Genomic DNA, 17,770 nt, shown 5'->3' with positions numbered 1-17,770 from the left:
CACCTTAAATGGCCCGAAGATCATCGGGCTGTGATTGTCGCAAGCCGGTCTTCCCGGATATCAGAATCAGGAATTACATGAACCTGTTGAAATCACTGGCAGCGGTCAGCTCCATGACCCTGTTTTCACGTGTGCTGGGCTTTGTGCGTGATGCCATTGTGGCACGCGTGTTTGGCGCGGGGATGGCGACCGATGCCTTCTTTATTGCTTTCAAATTGCCAAACCTGCTGCGCCGTATTTTTGCCGAAGGCGCATTTTCTCAGGCCTTTGTGCCGATTCTTGCGGAGTACAAAAGCAAGCAGGGTGAAGAAGCGACCAAAGTCTTTATTGCCTATGTGTCAGGGCTGCTTACCCTGGCTCTGGCGATTATCACGGTGCTGGGGATGTTCGCGGCTCCCTGGGTGATCCTGATTACCGCCCCGGGTTTTGCCGACACACCGGACAAGTTTGCGCTGACGTCTTCGCTCTTGCGGGTCACCTTTCCTTATATTCTGCTGATTTCGCTGGCGTCGCTGGCGGGGGCAATCCTCAACACCTGGAACCGTTTTTCTGTTCCCGCCTTTGCGCCCACGTTACTGAACGTCAGTATGATCGGCTTTGCGCTGTTTGCGGCACCGCACTTTCATCCTCCCATCATGGCACTGGCATGGGCGGTGGTCGCGGGGGGCGTGCTGCAACTGGGTTATCAGCTGCCGCATCTGAAGAAAATCGGCATGCTGGTGTTGCCGCGCCTTAACCTGAAGGATGCGGGCGTGTGGCGTGTGATGCGTCAGATGGGGCCGGCGATCCTCGGTGTGTCAGTCAGCCAGATTTCGTTGATCATCAATACCATCTTTGCCTCCTTCCTCGTGTCCGGTTCGGTATCGTGGATGTACTACGCTGACCGTCTGATGGAATTTCCTTCCGGGGTGCTGGGCGTGGCATTGGGCACCATTCTGCTGCCTTCGCTGGCCAAGAGTTTTGCCAGCGGTAACCAGGACGAGTATTCCAAACTGATGGACTGGGGGCTGCGCCTCTGCTTCCTGCTGGCACTGCCCAGCGCGGTAGCGCTGGGGATTCTGGCGAAACCGCTCACCGTGTCGCTCTTCCAGTACGGCAAGTTCAGCGCATTTGACGCCGCCATGACGCAGCGGGCGCTGGTGGCTTATTCGGTCGGACTGATGGGGCTGATTGTGGTTAAGGTGCTGGCGCCGGGTTTTTACTCGCGACAGAACATCAAAACCCCGGTGAAGATTGCGCTGTTTACGCTGCTGGCCACGCAGGTGATGAACCTGGCGTTTATCGGCCCGCTGAAACACGCCGGGCTGTCGCTGTCTATCGGTCTGGCTGCCTGTCTTAACGCCGCGCTGCTCTACTGGCAACTGCGTAAGCAGGATATTTTCCAGCCGCAGCCGGGCTGGTTCAGTTTCCTGATGCGTCTGGGGATTGCTGTTGTTGTGATGGCAGCGGCGCTGCTGGGCATGATGTACGTGATGCCTGACTGGGCCAGCGGCAATATGTTGTCGCGTTTGCTGCGTCTGGCCGCGGTCTGCGCGGTGGGAGGGGGTGTCTATTTTGTTGTGTTGGGTGCTCTTGGTTTCCGCCCGCGTCACTTCTCTCGCCGAACGGCGCAGTAAGAGAATAACAAACAGAAAAACCCCGCAGCGCAAGGGCGCAGCGGGGTAAAGTCGAACACGGGTTGACGGATATTATGCTTTGCGACTTACCGGAGCGCTGGTAATCGCATGTCCGTCAGGGCCATAAAATTTTTGTGACTGATAAGGCTTCAAGACTTGCAGCGCATGCTCGTTATGACTGATCTGATGGTTGAGCAACATACCGTTATGTAAATTGGTATCACGCAGTTTTACCGTCTGTTCCTGAATAGCCGCCCAGCGCCGTGCAAGTGCCGGGTGCTGGCTGTAAGGCACATGCATACCAGTGACTTTTTCGGCGTCACGACGCATATCTTCCAGGAAATTGAGGGTAGCCAGTAAAGAGCTTTTATCCTCGGTAATCCGTTGCAATAAGCTGCTGTTGACCTGACCTGCCGAGAGCTGTTCTTGCTCCGCATTCATGACATCGGCCAGCGACGAAAGAACTTCAAGCATTTTATCAAGTGCGTTTTGCAGCTTATCCATGGGTTAATTACCTTGCAGTGAGTCTTTAGCTTCCTGAATCAGTGCGTCGGCAATTTTGCCGGTGTCCATCTTCAGTTCGCCGTTGCGAATTGCGTTCTTCAGCTCTTCAACGCGAGCCGTATTAATGTCCTGTGAGCTGGCTTTGCTCAACTGTGACTGCGCGCCGCTGAGAATAACCTGAGTACCGGTTGTGGTTTCAGTGGTCTTGCTTTCTGCTGCACGTGCTTTTGGCTGGGCAACATCATTGGTATCACGTGACTGTACAGTGCTTGCCGGTTTCAATGCCTGGGTTCTGTCGATGCTCATATGCGCTCCTGTTAACTCAGGTTCTCACAACCTGATGTTCAATATTCTAATAGTACAATGACCGTTATTAACACTATCGGCAGAACTGTAGCCTTCTTTAGTGGTTTATAGCGATATCAGAATATTCCCATTAGCGTCGACCTTACCCATCACGATTTGCCCTGAACTCATCCGAACTCTGACCGGTTGCGTGGACGTGGCATTGTTCATTGCCTTGCCTTCGCTGCTGATATTAAACCCTTCACCGCTGGCGGTAACGGTAACCATCTGGCCTGCTTTCACTCGCCACGGTTGGCGCATCATCATCAGGGTGACGGGCTGACCAGGGTTGATATCGCGCAGGGCAATAGCGCCGACCGCGTCCGCGGGGCTCGTCAGGGTGCGGGCGGGCAGGGTATCCAGTCGGCCCTGCTCCATTCGCATATCGCTGGCGGAGATCGTCGCGCCGCGCGGCACCTGGCGGGTAGCAACCAGATACTGACCGCTGACCTGAACCTGTACCTGAATATAACGTCGATTCTGATCGCAATTGGCGGCAACGCTGATGTTTCCCCACATGCGGCTGTTACCCGGCAGTGAGAACTGCGGCTGCTCACAGGCTGGCCACATTGTCTGCGGGGTTTTCACCACCACGGTGAGGTTATCGGCAGACTGACCACTTTGCCCATAGCGATTTTTAAAAAATTCATTGAGCTGTGCGTTAAGGTCGACAGCACTGGCAGAGACGCTTATCAGAGCCACTAAAACGGCCAGTAGTCGTGTGAATCCTCGCATCAGAGACCCCCTTAATTTCAACATGGCACCGATTCTACCCTCAGATGCATATTGTCAAGGCGCAAATTAGCGACGGTTTTTAGCGCTATTCAAACGATAGCCCTTTCCCCCACGAGATTATGCTGTCAGCTCTAAATTCTCACTTGCGGAGGACGCATGCTCGACAAACTGGACGCAGCACTACGGTTTAACACCGAAGCCCTGAACCTGCGTGCACAGCGACAGGAAATCCTGGCATCCAATATCGCCAATGCTGACACGCCGGGCTATCAGGCACGCGATATCGATTTCGCCAGCCAGATGAATAAGGTGCTGGAACAAGGGCGGGCGCAGGGTTCCGGGCTGTCGCTGGCGGTGACGTCGGCACGCCATATTCCTGCGGAAAATCTTCAACCGCCTTCGATGGACCTGATGTACCGCATTCCTGACCAGCCTGCGCTGGACGGTAACACGGTAGATATGGACCGCGAACGCACAGAGTTTGCCGATAACAGTCTGAAATATCAGACGGATTTGATGGCTATCAGCAGTCAGATTAAAGGCATGATGTCTGTGCTACAGGGGCAATAACAATGGCACTTTTAAATATTTTTAATATTGCCGGTTCGGCAATGGCTGCACAGTCACAGCGTCTTAACGTCAGTGCCAGTAACCTGGCCAACGCCGACAGCGTTACCGGGCCGGATGGTCAGCCCTATGTAGCGAAACAGGTAGTGTTTCAAACCGACGCGGCACCCGGGTCCCCGACGGGTGGCGTGAAAGTGGCGCAGGTGATCGATGATCCTGCCCCGGCACGTCTGGTGTATGAGCCCGGTAACCCGATGGCCGATGCCAAAGGTTACGTGAAAATGCCCAATGTGGATGTAGTAGGAGAAACGGTGAACACCATGTCAGCCTCGCGCAGTTACCAGGCCAATGTTGAGGTTTTAAACACCGTTAAACAGATGATGTTGAAAACCTTAACCATGGGTCAATAAGGAGCTTCCCGATGAGTATTGCTGTTGGTGTAAATGAAAAGCAGGCCACCACGACGCTGCAATCTTCCTCGTCTTCTTCTGATACGTCAGCGGCGGACTTGCAGAGTAACTTCCTGACGCTGCTGGTCACCCAGTTGCAGAATCAGGACCCGACCAATCCGATGGATAACAGTCAGCTGACCTCGCAGCTGGCACAAATTAATACCCTCAGTGGTATTGAGAAACTGAACACCACGCTGGGATCCATTTCCGGTCAGATTACCTCCGGCCAGTCCTTGCAGGCCTCGACCCTGATTGGTCACGGCGTGATGGTCAATGGTTCACAGGTATTGGTCGGCAACAGCACCACTACGCCGTTTGGCGTTGAGCTGGGGCAGGCTTCCACTGCGACCACCGCCACCATTAAAGATGGCAGTGGTGCCGTGATCCAGACTATTGAGCTGGGCGCACAAACTGCTGGTGTACACACCTTCCAGTGGGACGGTAAAGCGGCCGATGGTAGCGTCGCGGCCGATGGTAAATACACCGTTTCAATCAGCGCCAGCAATGCCACCGGTCAGCTGGTTGCACAGCCGTTGAACTATGCCTTAGTGAACGGCGTGAGCAGCACGGCCAAAGGGGCTGTACTTGACCTGGGCACCATGGGGACGACCACCCTGGAAAACGTACGTCAGATTATTTAATCCACTAATTTATGCTTCAGGAGTGACAACATGGGCTTTTCACAGGCAGTCAGCGGCTTAAACGCAGCATCCAGCAACCTCGACGTTATTGGTAACAACATTTCGAACTCCGCCACCGCGGGCTTTAAATCCAGCACCGTCGCGTTTGCTGATATGTTTGCCGGTTCTAAAGTGGGTCTGGGTACTAAGGTTGCGGCCGTGGTACAGGACTTTAACGATGGTACCACCACCACCACCAGCCGTGGTCTTGATGTGGCGATCAGCCAGCAGGGCTTCTTCCGTATGGCGGATACCAGTGGTGCGGTGTATTACAGCCGTAACGGCCAGTTCACGCTGGATGCAGATCGTAATATCGTCAACATGCAGGGCCTGCAGCTGACCGGTTATCCGGCTACCGGTACCCCGCCAACCATCCAGACCGGTGCTAACCCGGTGGCACTGAGCGTGCCTGCAACTGCGATGTCAGCGAAGGCGACCACCACCGGTGCAATGACCGCGAACCTGAACTCCACTGACCCGATTAAAGACAACGGTGATTTTGATCCGGCCGATGCCTCAACCTATAACGCCAAGTCGTCAATGACCACCTTTGACTCACTGGGTAATGCGCATATCGTCAATGTCTATTTCGTGAAGACGGCGGATAACACCTGGCGTGCGCATCCGATTGATTCCTCAACCGGGATGAAAACACCGGATGATCCCGCTGCGACACCACTGACCTATGATGGGCTGCCGGTCACCTTCAATGATACCGGCACCCTGACCGCGCCAAACAATGGTGTTCTCACGGTAAACATGGGTGCCCTGAACGGTTCAGCCCCTGGCCAGACGTTTGCCCTTGATTTGACCGGAAGCCTGCAGCAGAACAACGGTAAAAGCGTTTTTGGTAACCCGACTCAGAATGGTTATAAACCAGGCGAACTGACCAGCTATCAGATTAACGATGACGGCACCCTGGTGGGAACCTACTCCAACGAACAGACCCAGACTTTGGGCCAGATCGTGCTGGCTAACTTCGCTAACCCGGAAGGTCTGAAATCTGAAGGTGACAACGTCTGGTCGGCGACAGCTACGTCGGGTCAGGCGCTGACCGGTGTTGCCGGGTCAGGTAACCTCGGAACCCTGACGGCGGGTGCGCTGGAGTCTTCCAACGTGGATCTGAGTAAAGAGCTGGTGAACATGATCGTTGCGCAGCGTAACTACCAGTCGAATGCGCAGACCATCAAAACTCAGGACCAGATTCTTAACACGCTGGTCAACCTGCGTTAATTCGGTTAACAGGATCGTTCTATGGATCACGCAATATATACCGCAATGGGGGCTGCCAGTCAGACCCTCGATCAGCAGGCAGTGACGGCGGCCAACCTGGCCAACGCCGCAACGCCGGGATTCCGTGCGCAGCTTAGTGCTGCGCGTGCGGTGCCGGTGGAAGGGTTGTCATTGCCTACCCGTACGCTGGTCACGGCGTCGACGCCGGGAGCAGATATGACCCAGGGCGCGCTGGATTACACCGAGCGTGCGCTGGACGTGGCGATGCAGGGTGACGGCTGGCTGGCAGTGCAGACTGCCGACGGCACCGAAGCCTATACCCGCAACGGGAATATGGAAGTCAGCCCTGCCGGGCAACTTACCGTACAGGGCAACGTGGTGATGGGTGACGGCGGACCGATTGCGGTGCCGCAGGGCGCTGAACTCACCATCGCGGCTGACGGTTCTATTACTGCGCTGAATCCGGGCGATGCGCCGAATGCCACGGTGCAGCTGGGCAGGCTGAAGCTGGTACAAGCCACGGGCAGTGAGCTGACGCGCGGTGATGACGGCATGTTTCGCGTCTCAGCCAGTGCGGTGGCCCAACGCGGTGCCACGTTACCTATCGATGCCACCATGAAAGTGATGCCGGGCGTGCTGGAAGGCAGCAACGTCAGCAGCACGCAGACCATGGTCGATATGATTGCCAACGCCCGTCGTTTCGAGATGCAGATGAAAGTGATTTCCAGCGTCGATGAAAACGAACAACGAGCCAACCAGCTGCTGTCAATGAGCTGATCAGAGGAATAATAGATGATTCGTTCTTTATGGATTGCCAAAACCGGTCTTGACGCTCAGCAGACCAATATGGACGTGATTGCCAACAACCTGGCAAACGTTAGCACCAACGGTTTTAAACGTCAGCGTGCGGTATTTGAAGATCTGATGTACCAGACGATGCGTCAGCCAGGCGCGCAGTCATCTGAGCAGACCACGCTGCCTTCCGGTTTGCAGATTGGTACGGGTGTGCGTCCGGTGGCCACAGAGCGCCTGCATAATCAGGGCAACCTGTCGCAGACCAGCTCATCGAAGGATGTGGCGATCAGTGGTCAGGGCTTCTTCTCGATTCAGATGCCTGATGGTACCACCGCGTATACCCGCGATGGTTCTTTCCAGACGGACCAGAATGGTCAGTTGGTTACCAACGGTGGTTTCCCGGTGCAGCCCGCTATCACGATCCCGCCAAACGCCCTGAGCATGACCGTCAGTCGTGATGGTGTGGTGAGCGTGACCCAGCAGGGCCAGACTAACCCGGTTCAGGTCGGACAGTTGACGTTGAGCACGTTTGTCAACGATGCCGGTCTGGAAAGTATGGGTGAAAACCTTTATCAGGAAACACAGGCATCCGGTGCGCCAACGGAAAGTAACCCGGGCAACAACGGTGCGGGTACGCTGTACCAGGGCTATGTGGAAACGTCAAACGTTAACGTAGCGGAAGAGTTGGTCAGCATGATCCAGACTCAGCGCGCTTATGAGATTAACAGTAAGGCCGTGAGTACTTCTGACCAGATGCTGGCGAAACTGACTCAGCTGTAAAAGTAAGACGGACTGATTGACCGTTACAGGTGCCGGGCTTGCCCGGCCCGTTAATACAATATTCTCGTAATGAAAGGTTTATATCCATGGCGCAGCAGATCTCATTGCCTGGACGTTTGTTGGTAGCCACGTTGCTGCTAACGCTTAACGGTTGTGCGTTAGTTCCCCGTAAGCCACTGGTTGAAGGCTCGACGACGGCCCAGCCGATGCCTGCTTCACCTGCATTGGTCAACGGTTCTATTTTTCAGGGCGTGATGCCGATGAACTACGGCTATCAGCCGCTGTTCGAGGATCGCCGCCCACGTAATATTGGCGACACATTAACCATCACGCTGCAGGAAAATGTCAGCGCGAGTAAGAGTTCTTCTGCCAATGCCGGACGTGATGGATCTTCCAGCTTCGGCTTAAGCGCGACACCGCGCGCCCTCGTCGGACTGCTGGGTGGCGACAAAGCCACCTTCGCCGGGGAAGGGAAAAATGATTTTGCAGGAAAAGGGGGCGCTTCAGCGAATAACACCTTTACCGGCACCATCACCGTTACCGTTAACCAGGTATTGCCTAATGGCAACCTGAATGTGGTCGGTGAGAAACAGATTGAAATTAATCAGGGAACAGAGTTTATCCGCTTCTCCGGTGTGGTTAACCCACGCACGATTAGCGCCAGCAACAGTGTTGTTTCCACCCAGGTGGCTGATGCCCGCATTGAGTACGTCGGTAACGGCTACATCAATGAGGCGCAGAATATGGGCTGGCTGCAACGGTTCTTCCTGAACATATCACCGATGTAAGAGGTTTTAATGCGTAATGTACTGATTCGATGTGTCCTGCTGCTGACGGTAGGGTTTAGCGCCCTGGCGCAGGCCGATCGTATTCGCGATCTCACGACCGTGGGCGGCGTGCGTGATAACTCCCTGATCGGCTACGGTCTGGTGGTGGGACTCGATGGCACCGGTGACCAGACAACCCAGACGCCATTTACCACACAGAGCCTGAGCAACATGCTGTCGCAGTTAGGGATCACCGTTCCTACCGGCACAAATATGCAGTTGAAAAACGTGGCGGCGGTGATGGTGACTGCAAAGCTGCCAGCATTTGGCCGTCAGGGGCAGGTGGTTGATGTGGTGGTTTCCTCCATGGGTAACGCCAAAAGCCTGCGCGGCGGTACGCTGCTGATGACCCCGCTGAAAGGGGTGGATAACCAGGTTTACGCGCTGGCGCAGGGTAACATTTTGATCGGCGGTGCCAGTGCTGCGGCCGGTGGCAGTAGCGTGCAGGTCAACCAGGTGAACGGCGGTCGTATTACCGGCGGTGCCACGATTGAGCGTGAATTGCCGAATAACTTCGCCACCAGCAATATCGTTAGCCTGTATCTGAACCAGGAAGATTTCAGCATGGCGCAGCGCATCAGCGACGCCATTAACAGCCGCGGTGGCTACGGGATGGCGCAGGCCGTCGATGGCCGCACTGTGCAGATCCGCTCAACAGCAAATAACACCTCTCAGGTACGTCTGCTGGCGGATATCCAGAATATTGATGTCTCGGTTCCGATTCAGGACGCCAAAGTGATCATCAACTCACGTACTGGCTCGGTGGTCATGAACCGTGAAGTGATGTTGACGCAATGTGCGATCGCCCAGGGCAGCCTGTCGGTCACGGTCAATCAGACGCAGAACGTCAGTCAGCCTGATACGCCATTTGGCGGTGGTCAGACTGTGGTGACACCGCAAACGCAGATTGATATGCGTCAGAGCGGGGGCGCACTGCAAACGGTTAACGCCAGCGCGAATTTGAACAGCGTGGTTCGTGCACTGAACTCGCTGGGTGCGACGCCTATCGATCTGATGTCTATTTTGCAGTCGATGGAAAGCGCAGGTTGCCTGCACGCCAAACTGGAAATTATCTGATGAGCGACAACAGCCAGTCTCTGAGCAGCGCGGCGTATGACAGCCGCTCGCTGAACACCCTGAAACGGTTAGCCGGTGATGACCCGAAAGCGCATGCGCGCGAAGTGGCAAAACAGGTCGAAGGGATGTTTGTCCAGATGATGTTGAAAAGCATGCGCCAGGCGCTACCGCAGGATGGCCTGATGAGTAGCGAGCAGACGCGGCTTTATACCTCAATGTACGATCAGCAGATTGGCCAGGAGATCGGGGCGAAAGGCCTCGGTCTGGCTGACCTTATCGTGAAACAGATGGAAGGGCAGAAGCCGCTGGATGAGAAAGCCGGTACGGTGCCCATGCCGCTGGATAAGAGCTTTATCAACACCTTACCTCCGCTGGCGATGGAACAAATGGTCCGTAAAGCGGTGCCACGTTTCTCCAGCGCAGAGATGCCGTTATCCGGTGACAATGGTGACTTTATCGCGATGCTGTCAAAACCGGCACAGGCGGCGAGTGAGCAAAGTGGTATTCCTCATCACCTGATTCTGGCCCAGGCCGCACTCGAATCAGGTTGGGGCCAGCGCCAGATCCTCACGCGTGACGGTAAGCCAAGCTATAACGTCTTTGGTATTAAAGCGACGGGCAGCTGGCAGGGTAAAACCACTGATGTGATGACCACCGAATTTGAGAATGGTGAAGCGAAAAAGGTGAAGCAAAAATTCCGTGTTTACGACTCCTATTTCGATGCCCTCAACGACTACGTCAAACTGCTGAGTAACAATCCACGCTATGCGGCCGTGACGACCGCTTCCTCGCCGGAACAGGGCGCGCAGGCGTTGCAGGCTGCGGGTTATGCCACCGATCCTAAATATGCACAAAAGTTGGTGGGTATGATCCAGCAGTTCAAAAATATGGGTGAAAAAGTGGTCAAAGCCTACAGCCAGGATATCGGCGATTTGTTTTAAATTTTTCGGGGAAATGCTCAAGTTTGCCCCGGTTTAACCGATAACCTTTTCAGGCCGGATTTGCGTTAACCCCCTTCCGGCAAACGATTCGTCAATGCTGGCTCTGCAGTTGCCGGTTAACAAGGACCCGAAATGGCTAACTTAATCAATACCGCGATGAGCGGGTTAAGCGCTGCATCTGCTGCGCTGAATACCACCAGTAACAACATTACTAACTATGCCGTTGGCGGTTATTCACGCCAGACAACGGTGCTTGCTCAGGCCAACAGTACCCTGAGTGGCGGCAGTTACTATGGTAACGGTGCTAATGTCTCCACGGTATACCGTGAATATGACCAGTTCATCACTAACCAGCTGCGTGCGGCCAGCGCCCAGTCCAGTGGTATTGCCAGCCAGTATAGTCAGATTTCCAATGTTAACAATATGTTATCAAGTACCACGAATACGCTCTCAAGCAATATTCAGGACTTCTTCAGCTCGTTGCAGACATTGTCGAGTAATGCCAGTGACCCCTCTTCTCGTCAGGCTGTTCTGGGTAAAGCTGAGGGATTGGTTAATCAGTTCAAAGTGACTGATACCTATCTGTCCAACCTCGACGGCAGCTTGAATACGGCGGTTACGGCTTCAGTTGAACAAATTAATAACTACGCGAAACAGATTGCTAACGTTAACCAGCAGATTATCAAGCTAAAAGGCGCTGGAGCGGGAAGTGAGCCCAATGATCTTTTAGACCAACGCGATAAACTGGTCAGCGAACTGAATGCTATAGCTGGTGTTAACGTTACCCAGCAGGATGGTGGTAGTTACAATATCTCTATCGGTAATGGGATTTCCCTGGTCCAGGGCGACACTTACAGTCAACTGGCGGCAGTGCCATCGAGCGCTGATCCCGGACGCACGACTATCGCGACTGTTGATGCTGTCACAGGTGCTAAAACTCAGATCCCTGAGTCTGAAATTACTAACGGTTCGCTGGGAGGCCTGCTGGCGTTCCGCGGCGATCTGGATAACGTACGTAATCAAGTCGGCCAATTGGCGATGGCGTTGGGAACAAGCTTCAACACCCAGCACAAACTCGGCAAAGATATTGATGGTGCGGATGGTGAAGATTTCTTCGGTTTGGGTGGCCCTTCAGTCCTGCAAAATGCCAAAAATAAAGGCACCGCCGAACTGACAGCGGAGTGGGATGACACCACCAAAGTTCAGGCAACGGACTACAAGCTAACGTTTAATAATGGTACATGGACTGCAACCCGTCTGTCTGATAATACGACGGCGACCATTGATAGCACCACCACGCCTGGCGTGTTGGCATTCGATGGACTGAAAGTGACGCCGACGGGTACGCCTCTCTCCGGCGATAGTTTCACCGTTCAACCCGTTAAAAACGTTATTGCCAATATGGCGGTTGAGATTACCTCTGAAGGAAAATTGGCTGCTGCCAGTGCGGCCGGGGGGGAAAGTAACAATGAGAACGTACAAAAACTGCTGGATTTACAAACCAAAAATTTAGTCAATGGCAAAAGTACTCTGACGGAGTCGTATGCCAGCCTGGTTGCGAACGTGGGCAACAAAGCCAGCACCCTTGCTAAAACCAATACCACACAGGCAGCCGTGGTGACACAGCTTACCAATCAGCAGCAGTCTGTTTCCGGGGTTAACCTGGATGAAGAGTATGCAAACCTGACGCGCTATCAGCAGTATTACATGGCCAATGCCCAGGTATTACAGACGGCTTCCACTATTTTCCAGTCACTGATAAGTGCTGTCAGCTAAATTTTGCAGAGGAATTAAACCATGCGACTCAGTACCAGCATGATCTACGATCAGCAGATGCGCGGGATCTCTACTTCACAGTCTGCATGGCTGAAAGGGGGAGAGCAGCTCGCTACCGGTAACCGTGTTAATAGTCCGGAAGATGATCCTGTCGCTGCCGCTCAGGCCGTTGTCATTTCACAGGCGCAGACTGAAACTTCACAGTATAAAACGGCGCGTGTTTTTGCCACGCAAAATCAGTCTACCGAAGTGACGACGCTTAAACAGGTAACTGATGTGATCATCAATGCTCAGACAACACTGGTTGCCGCTTCAAATGGAACCTTGTCTGACGACGATCGCCAGTCTTACGCGACTCAGCTTACCGGGCTTCGTGCTCAGTTACTGAATCTTGCCAACAGCACTGATGGTAGTGGCCGCTATGTTTTTGCGGGATATCAGAGTGACAAACCTCCTTTTGTTACTGATGCGACTACAGGCGCAACAACTTATGAGGGGGGGCTGACGCCTATTTCTCAGAAAGTGGATGCCAGCCGGACGTTAACCACCAATCATACGGGCGAACAGATTTTCAATTCTCTGACCAGTACTGCGGTGAAAGAAGCTGATGGCACGGCAGAAACGAATATATTTAACATGCTAGACACGGCGATCGCATCGTTGAATAAGCCGTTGGCCGATGCGTCCCAGGCAGTTATTGATGATGGGTTAGCGGCACTGGAGAAATCGGGCCGAGGCTTGCGTAATGCGTTAAATAACGTATCAAGTGTTAGTGCAGAAGTCGGTACAAACCTGCAGGAGTTATCCAGTCTTGATTCCAAAGGGGATGACACTATCCTTAACCAAAAAAATCAGCTGTCAGCATTGATTGGCGCTGATACCGTGGAGTCAATTTCTAACTACACCATGCAGCAGGCGGCGTTAAAAGCCTCTTATACGGTGTTCCAGCAGATGTCCAAACTGTCTCTGTTTAACCTGAATTCGTAGACTGACCTCTAAGATTTGAACGTACTTTAACCGGGTTCGTTCAGTTTCTCCCGCTGTCAGTAGCCAAATCTGACAGCGGGTTTTTTTTGCCTGCTATTTCCCCTCCCGTAACGGTGTGCCCCGTATCCTTTTAACGACTTGTCGATGACGCAATGGTGTCTATGAACCGCGAGGCTGATGACGGCGGGTATATGCATACCCACAGACATGAATACGTTGCGACAACGATCGGTGAATACAGAGATACTGGCGTAAACGGGGAGGGAAGAGCAGATAAAAAAAAGCCCCGGCCAGGTGGCCAGGGCTTGATTGACGCGTTATCAGGTATTAAGGACGGGTTGCCGGAGCAGTCGCCTGATGAGTTGCAGCGTGACCGCCTGCTGACCCCTTACCTTCAAAGTTAAAGTCCGGACGCACCCAGTCGCTCTGACTTGGTGCTTCTGGCTGGTAAGCCGGAGCCGGGGCTTTCGTCATTGGCGCGGTAGCATGATGCGGAGCGCTGCTCTGCACGGGGGCAGCGGCCACGGGTTCTGCAACAGCAGGTGCGCTGGCAACGACCGGTGCAGCATCAACCACAGGCTCAGCAGCAACCGGTGCATCCGCGACAGGCTCGTCACGGGCAGGAACCGGAGCGTGCGGCTCGCTGGTCGCCACAGTGTGTTGTGCTGCAGTCACTTCCGGTGCATGGAGCACTTCGGCAACCTGCTGCTCAACTTCAGGGCTGACTTCAACCGGAGCAACGCTGGCAATGTCAGTCGCCTGTTGGGCTTCTTCCACAATATCCGCAACAGCATCAACTGCGGCAAAAGTTGGCTCAGGCTGAACATCTTCCACAGGCGTCGCTTCTGCTGCAGTCTCTTCCGCGACAACTTCGTCAGCGGCAGAAATTACGGCGGGTTCTTCGTTTACCGGTGCGTCAATGGCAGCCGTCTCTTCAGCAATCACAGGGGTGATTTCTGGCAGATTTTCTGGCTGTGGCTCAGCCTGCTGCACAGGTTCTGCCTGCTCTTCGACCGGGGCTTCAATCGCAGGAGTGTTAACCTCAGAGGTTTCAACCACAGGTGCGGTGGCAGCGACAGCCTCTACCGCATTAGCGGCTTCGACAGCGGCAGTGGCTTCTGCAACAGGCGTTTCAACCTCTGTATGACCGTAAGGAGGGACCACTGAATGGCCATGCTCTTCATGCGTTTCGTGATCGCTTGTCTGAGCAACCGGATAAGAAATCCACACTTTACCTGATGCCATTTCTGGCGATGCAGCAGCGTTAGACAGCGGCATTGGTGACTGTGTCGGATAACGCTCATCACGGTAACGGCGACGACGCTGACCGCTCACACGCAGGTGGCGTGGAGAGCGACGTGAACGGCGTGGCATATTGTTGCCATCACGATCGTCGTTGTCATCAGACTCAGCGACAGGTTCGTTAACCACTGGCGTGGCTGCCGGGGTCACTTCTTCACCTTGCGGTTCAAACGAACGCGCAGCGGTCTGTTCAGCCGTTTCGATACGCACTTTCTGGTTCAACTGGCGCGGTTTACGGCGCGGCATCACCTGTACGTTCTCTTCCTGCACTTCCTGATTGTCTACAGCTTCGATGATCGGCTCAACGATGCTCTCTTCCTGCACGACCGGCCGTTTTTCTTCCTGGTTCTGACCAGGACGACGACGCTGGCGATCCTGACGAGGTTGACGTGGCTGCGAGGTTTCGCTGCGTTCAAATTCGTCTGGAACCATACGTTCGCTGCGGGCATCCGCCTGTGGTGCATTGCGTTTATTGGCGTTGTTACGACGATTGTCGTCACGACCATTTTCACGCGCTTCGTTGTTGCGTTCACGTGGTGCACGTTCAGTACGTTCACCGTTGCGGTCGTTACGCTCGCTGTTGCGCTCGTTACGTTCACCATTACGGTCGTTACGTTCACTGTTACGGTCGTTACGTTCGCCATTACGATCGCTACGGTCCGCATTACGGTCGCCATAACGCTCACCACGTTCACCGTTACGGTCGCGACGGTTGTTGTTCTGGCGGCGGTTATTACGACGCTCACCACGTGGAGCCGCGGCTTCGGCCGTTTTTTCTTCAACGACAGGTGGCTGTGGCTCAACGACCGGTTTCTCTTCCGCAGCGAAGAGTTTTTTCAACCCGCTGAAGAAGCGGCTAACCAGGCCCGGCTCAGCAGCAGCAGGTGTTTTCGCGACAGGCTGGGCAACCGGAGTGGCTGCTGCAACTTCTGCGATTTCTTCCTGTGGTGCTGGCGGCGCATCTGGCATCACGAAAGCGGCGAGGGCAGGCTGCTCAGGACGCTTGCGCTCAGCGTGCTCTTCTTCAGAAGGTAACGCCATTTCTGCTTCGTGAAGTTTAGGCAGGTGATAGCTGAGAGTTTGCGTCTCTTCACCACTGCGCACGCGCAGAACTGAGTAGTGCGGTGTCTGCATATTATCGTTGGGTACGATAATGGCACGCACGCCGCCCTGGCGTTTTTCAATGGCGCTGACGGCTTCACGTTTCTCGTTCAGCAGGTATGAAGCAACCTGAACCGGTACGATGGCATGAACTTCTTTGGTGTTCTCTTTCAGCGCTTCTTCTTCAATCAGACGCAGAATGGAGAGAGCCAGCGATTCGTTATCACGGATGGTACCGGTGCCGCTACAGCGTGGGCAAACGTGATGGCTGGATTCACCCAGAGAAGGGCTAAGACGCTGACGCGACATTTCCAGCAGGCCGAAACGTGAAATATGGCTGATCTGAATACGAGCACGATCCTGGCGTACGGCTTCACGCAGGCGGTTTTCTACCGCACGCTGATGACGAACCGGGGTCATATCGATAAAGTCGATAACGATCAGGCCACCGAGGTCACGCAAACGCAGCTGGCGGGCAATTTCATCGGCCGCTTCCAGGTTGGTGTTAAACGCCGTTTCTTCGATGTCCCCGCCGCGAGTGGCGCGTGCGGAGTTGATATCGATAGCCGTCAGCGCTTCGGTGGAATCGATAACAATCGATCCGCCAGAAGGCAGACGCACTTCACGCTGGAATGCAGATTCGATCTGCGATTCGATTTGATAGTGGCTGAACAGCGGGATTTCACCGGTGTACAGTTTAATTTTGCTGCTGAAATCTGGGCGACCCAGTGCGGCGATATGCTGGCGAGCCAGCTCCAGCACTTTTGGATTGTCGATGAGGATTTCGCCGATGTCCTGACGCAGATAGTCGCGGAAGGCGCGCACGATCACGTTACTTTCCTGATGGATCAGGAAAGGCGCGGGGCGGCTGTCAGCAGCTTTCTTAATGGCTTCCCAATGTTTCAGACGGAAGCTGAGATCCCATTGCAGTGCATCGGCCGATTTGCCCACACCCGCGGTGCGTACAATCAGACCCATACCATCAGGCAATTCCAGTGCTGACAGGGCTTCTTTCAGTTCAGTGCGGTCATCGCCTTCGATACGGCGTGAAATACCGCCTGCTCGTGGGTTGTTTGGCATCAGAACCAGGTAACTTCCCGCCAGGCTGATAAAGGTGGTCAGGGCTGCGCCTTTATTACCACGTTCTTCTTTATCGATCTGAACAATGACTTCCTGGCCTTCACGCAGTACATCCTTGATATTTGGACGACCGTGAGAATTGTAATTAGCAGGGAAGTATTCGCGGGAAATTTCTTTCAGAGGTAGGAAACCGTGCCGTTCAGCGCCGTAATCAACAAATGCGGCTTCGAGGCTGGGTTCAATGCGGGTGATCTTGCCTTTGTAGATGTTGGCTTTTTTCTGTTCGTGTCCAGGGCTTTCAATATCCAGATCGTACAGACGTTGTCCGTCCACGAGGGCAACACGCAACTCTTCCTGCTGAGTTGCGTTTATCAACATTCTTTTCATCGTAACTTACTCATTATTCTTACATTAGTGACAAAGCTGCGGGCAAAGTAACGCTGGACATGAAAACCGATGACCCCGTGTCTCATCGCAAAGCCGTCAACCTCCCGGTTGTCAGCAGCTAAAGGGGTGCAAAAACTCGGTAGCCTGTTTTACATATGGAAAAACAGCGCTTTTAAGGGGGGAACCGCCAGTAGAATACCAGGTGAACCAATCCCGTTTTATCGTCCAGGCTGCAACCCGCAGCCCGCTAAATGCCTGATTGCACAATACGTCTTACGCCATTGCTGCGTGTATGCGCTATCCGGCAAAATTTCTCACCCTTCATCTTTCGAGCCGCAGCCATGTTGGCTGATCTCATTCATCCCCAAATACCGACTTATGTCTGTTTCCGGGGATTCTTTCGCTTGCCTTGCTGCAACACGAAATCTATTGGGTACACGCTAACTATTCCCTTACGTTCGCAAGTCTTAGCGTCAAAAACGGAGATATTATTCCATTGCTAAGGCGGTGATCGCAAGGTGACTTTATCCGCGTTGAGAAGTTTCTCTCAGCTTTTAGAACGTATTGCAGTGCTTTTCAGCAGAT

At 54.0% G+C, this 17,770-nt stretch carries 16 protein-coding genes; 12 read left to right on the top strand and 4 right to left on the bottom strand.

The genetic code is table 11. The features are described from left to right. Positions 1 to 77 precede the first annotated feature (77 nt). Entirely contained in the window at positions 78 to 1,616 is a 1,539-nt protein-coding gene (murJ, locus tag FY046_RS05920; RefSeq protein ID WP_133842789.1) for a murein biosynthesis integral membrane protein MurJ, read from the top strand. 72 nt (positions 1,617 to 1,688) lie between these two features. Here the strand turns inward: murJ and flgN are convergent, their stop codons facing one another. From flgN to flgA, 3 genes are all read right to left on the bottom strand, one after another. Further along, entirely contained in the window at positions 1,689 to 2,120 is a 432-nt protein-coding gene (flgN, locus tag FY046_RS05915; RefSeq protein WP_133842791.1) for a flagellar export chaperone FlgN, read from the bottom strand. Between the two features lie 3 nt (positions 2,121 to 2,123). Beyond that, positions 2,124 to 2,426, bottom strand: coding sequence for a flagellar biosynthesis anti-sigma factor FlgM (gene flgM / locus FY046_RS05910; protein WP_133842792.1), 303 nt, complete (start codon positions 2,424 to 2,426; stop codon positions 2,124 to 2,126). A gap of 105 nt (positions 2,427 to 2,531) precedes the next feature. Next, on the bottom strand, positions 2,532 to 3,200 hold the full coding sequence (flgA, locus tag FY046_RS05905; protein ID WP_133842794.1) for a flagellar basal body P-ring formation chaperone FlgA: 669 nt from the start codon (positions 3,198 to 3,200) through the stop codon (positions 2,532 to 2,534). A gap of 156 nt (positions 3,201 to 3,356) precedes the next feature. Here flgA and flgB point away from each other — a divergent pair, with 156 nt between their 5' ends. From flgB to flgL, 11 genes are all read left to right on the top strand, one after another. After that, positions 3,357 to 3,770, top strand: a complete 414-nt coding sequence (gene flgB, locus FY046_RS05900) for a flagellar basal body rod protein FlgB (protein ID WP_062743748.1) — start codon at positions 3,357 to 3,359, stop codon at positions 3,768 to 3,770. A 2-nt stretch (positions 3,771 to 3,772) separates the two neighbouring features. Beyond that, positions 3,773 to 4,177 carry a flagellar basal body rod protein FlgC gene (gene flgC / locus FY046_RS05895; protein ID WP_062743747.1) on the top strand — a complete coding sequence of 135 codons (405 nt, stop codon included), beginning with the start codon at positions 3,773 to 3,775 and terminating at the stop codon, positions 4,175 to 4,177. A gap of 11 nt (positions 4,178 to 4,188) precedes the next feature. After that, entirely contained in the window at positions 4,189 to 4,860 is a 672-nt protein-coding gene (gene flgD, locus FY046_RS05890) for a flagellar hook assembly protein FlgD (RefSeq protein WP_167864386.1), read from the top strand. A gap of 30 nt (positions 4,861 to 4,890) precedes the next feature. After that, a complete protein-coding gene (gene flgE, locus FY046_RS05885; RefSeq protein WP_446185865.1) occupies positions 4,891 to 6,132 on the top strand; it encodes a flagellar hook protein FlgE in 1,242 nt (413 codons plus the stop codon). 21 nt (positions 6,133 to 6,153) lie between these two features. Next, complete coding sequence (locus FY046_RS05880) at positions 6,154 to 6,909, top strand: flagellar basal body rod protein FlgF (RefSeq protein ID WP_167864388.1); 756 nt, start codon at positions 6,154 to 6,156, stop codon at positions 6,907 to 6,909. Positions 6,910 to 6,924: 15 nt separating this feature from the next. After that, complete coding sequence (gene flgG, locus FY046_RS05875; RefSeq protein ID WP_133842802.1) at positions 6,925 to 7,707, top strand: flagellar basal-body rod protein FlgG; 783 nt, start codon at positions 6,925 to 6,927, stop codon at positions 7,705 to 7,707. Between the two features lie 86 nt (positions 7,708 to 7,793). Continuing rightward, positions 7,794 to 8,495, top strand: a complete 702-nt coding sequence (locus FY046_RS05870; RefSeq protein WP_133842804.1) for a flagellar basal body L-ring protein FlgH — start codon at positions 7,794 to 7,796, stop codon at positions 8,493 to 8,495. Between the two features lie 9 nt (positions 8,496 to 8,504). After that, positions 8,505 to 9,611 carry a flagellar basal body P-ring protein FlgI gene (locus FY046_RS05865; RefSeq protein WP_133842806.1) on the top strand — a complete coding sequence of 369 codons (1,107 nt, stop codon included), beginning with the start codon at positions 8,505 to 8,507 and terminating at the stop codon, positions 9,609 to 9,611. Further along, positions 9,611 to 10,552 (top strand): flagellar assembly peptidoglycan hydrolase FlgJ, encoded by a 942-nt coding sequence (flgJ, locus tag FY046_RS05860; protein WP_133842808.1) that lies wholly within the window; start codon positions 9,611 to 9,613, stop codon positions 10,550 to 10,552. Before FY046_RS05865 ends, flgJ begins: the two co-directional genes overlap by 1 nt. Positions 10,553 to 10,684: 132 nt before the next feature. Continuing rightward, positions 10,685 to 12,328, top strand: coding sequence for a flagellar hook-associated protein FlgK (gene flgK, locus FY046_RS05855; protein WP_446185864.1), 1,644 nt, complete (start codon positions 10,685 to 10,687; stop codon positions 12,326 to 12,328). A gap of 21 nt (positions 12,329 to 12,349) precedes the next feature. Beyond that, positions 12,350 to 13,315 (top strand): flagellar hook-associated protein FlgL, encoded by a 966-nt coding sequence (gene flgL, locus FY046_RS05850; RefSeq protein ID WP_446185863.1) that lies wholly within the window; start codon positions 12,350 to 12,352, stop codon positions 13,313 to 13,315. 327 nt (positions 13,316 to 13,642) lie between these two features. On the opposite strand, the gene rne is transcribed toward flgL, so the two are convergent. Continuing rightward, a complete protein-coding gene (rne, locus tag FY046_RS05845; protein ID WP_446185862.1) occupies positions 13,643 to 17,185 on the bottom strand; it encodes a ribonuclease E in 3,543 nt (1,180 codons plus the stop codon). Positions 17,186 to 17,770 lie beyond the last annotated feature (585 nt).

The organism is Erwinia sp. 1181_3 (genome assembly GCF_052824965.1).
This window is presented reverse-complemented; position numbering and strand designations above follow the sequence as displayed.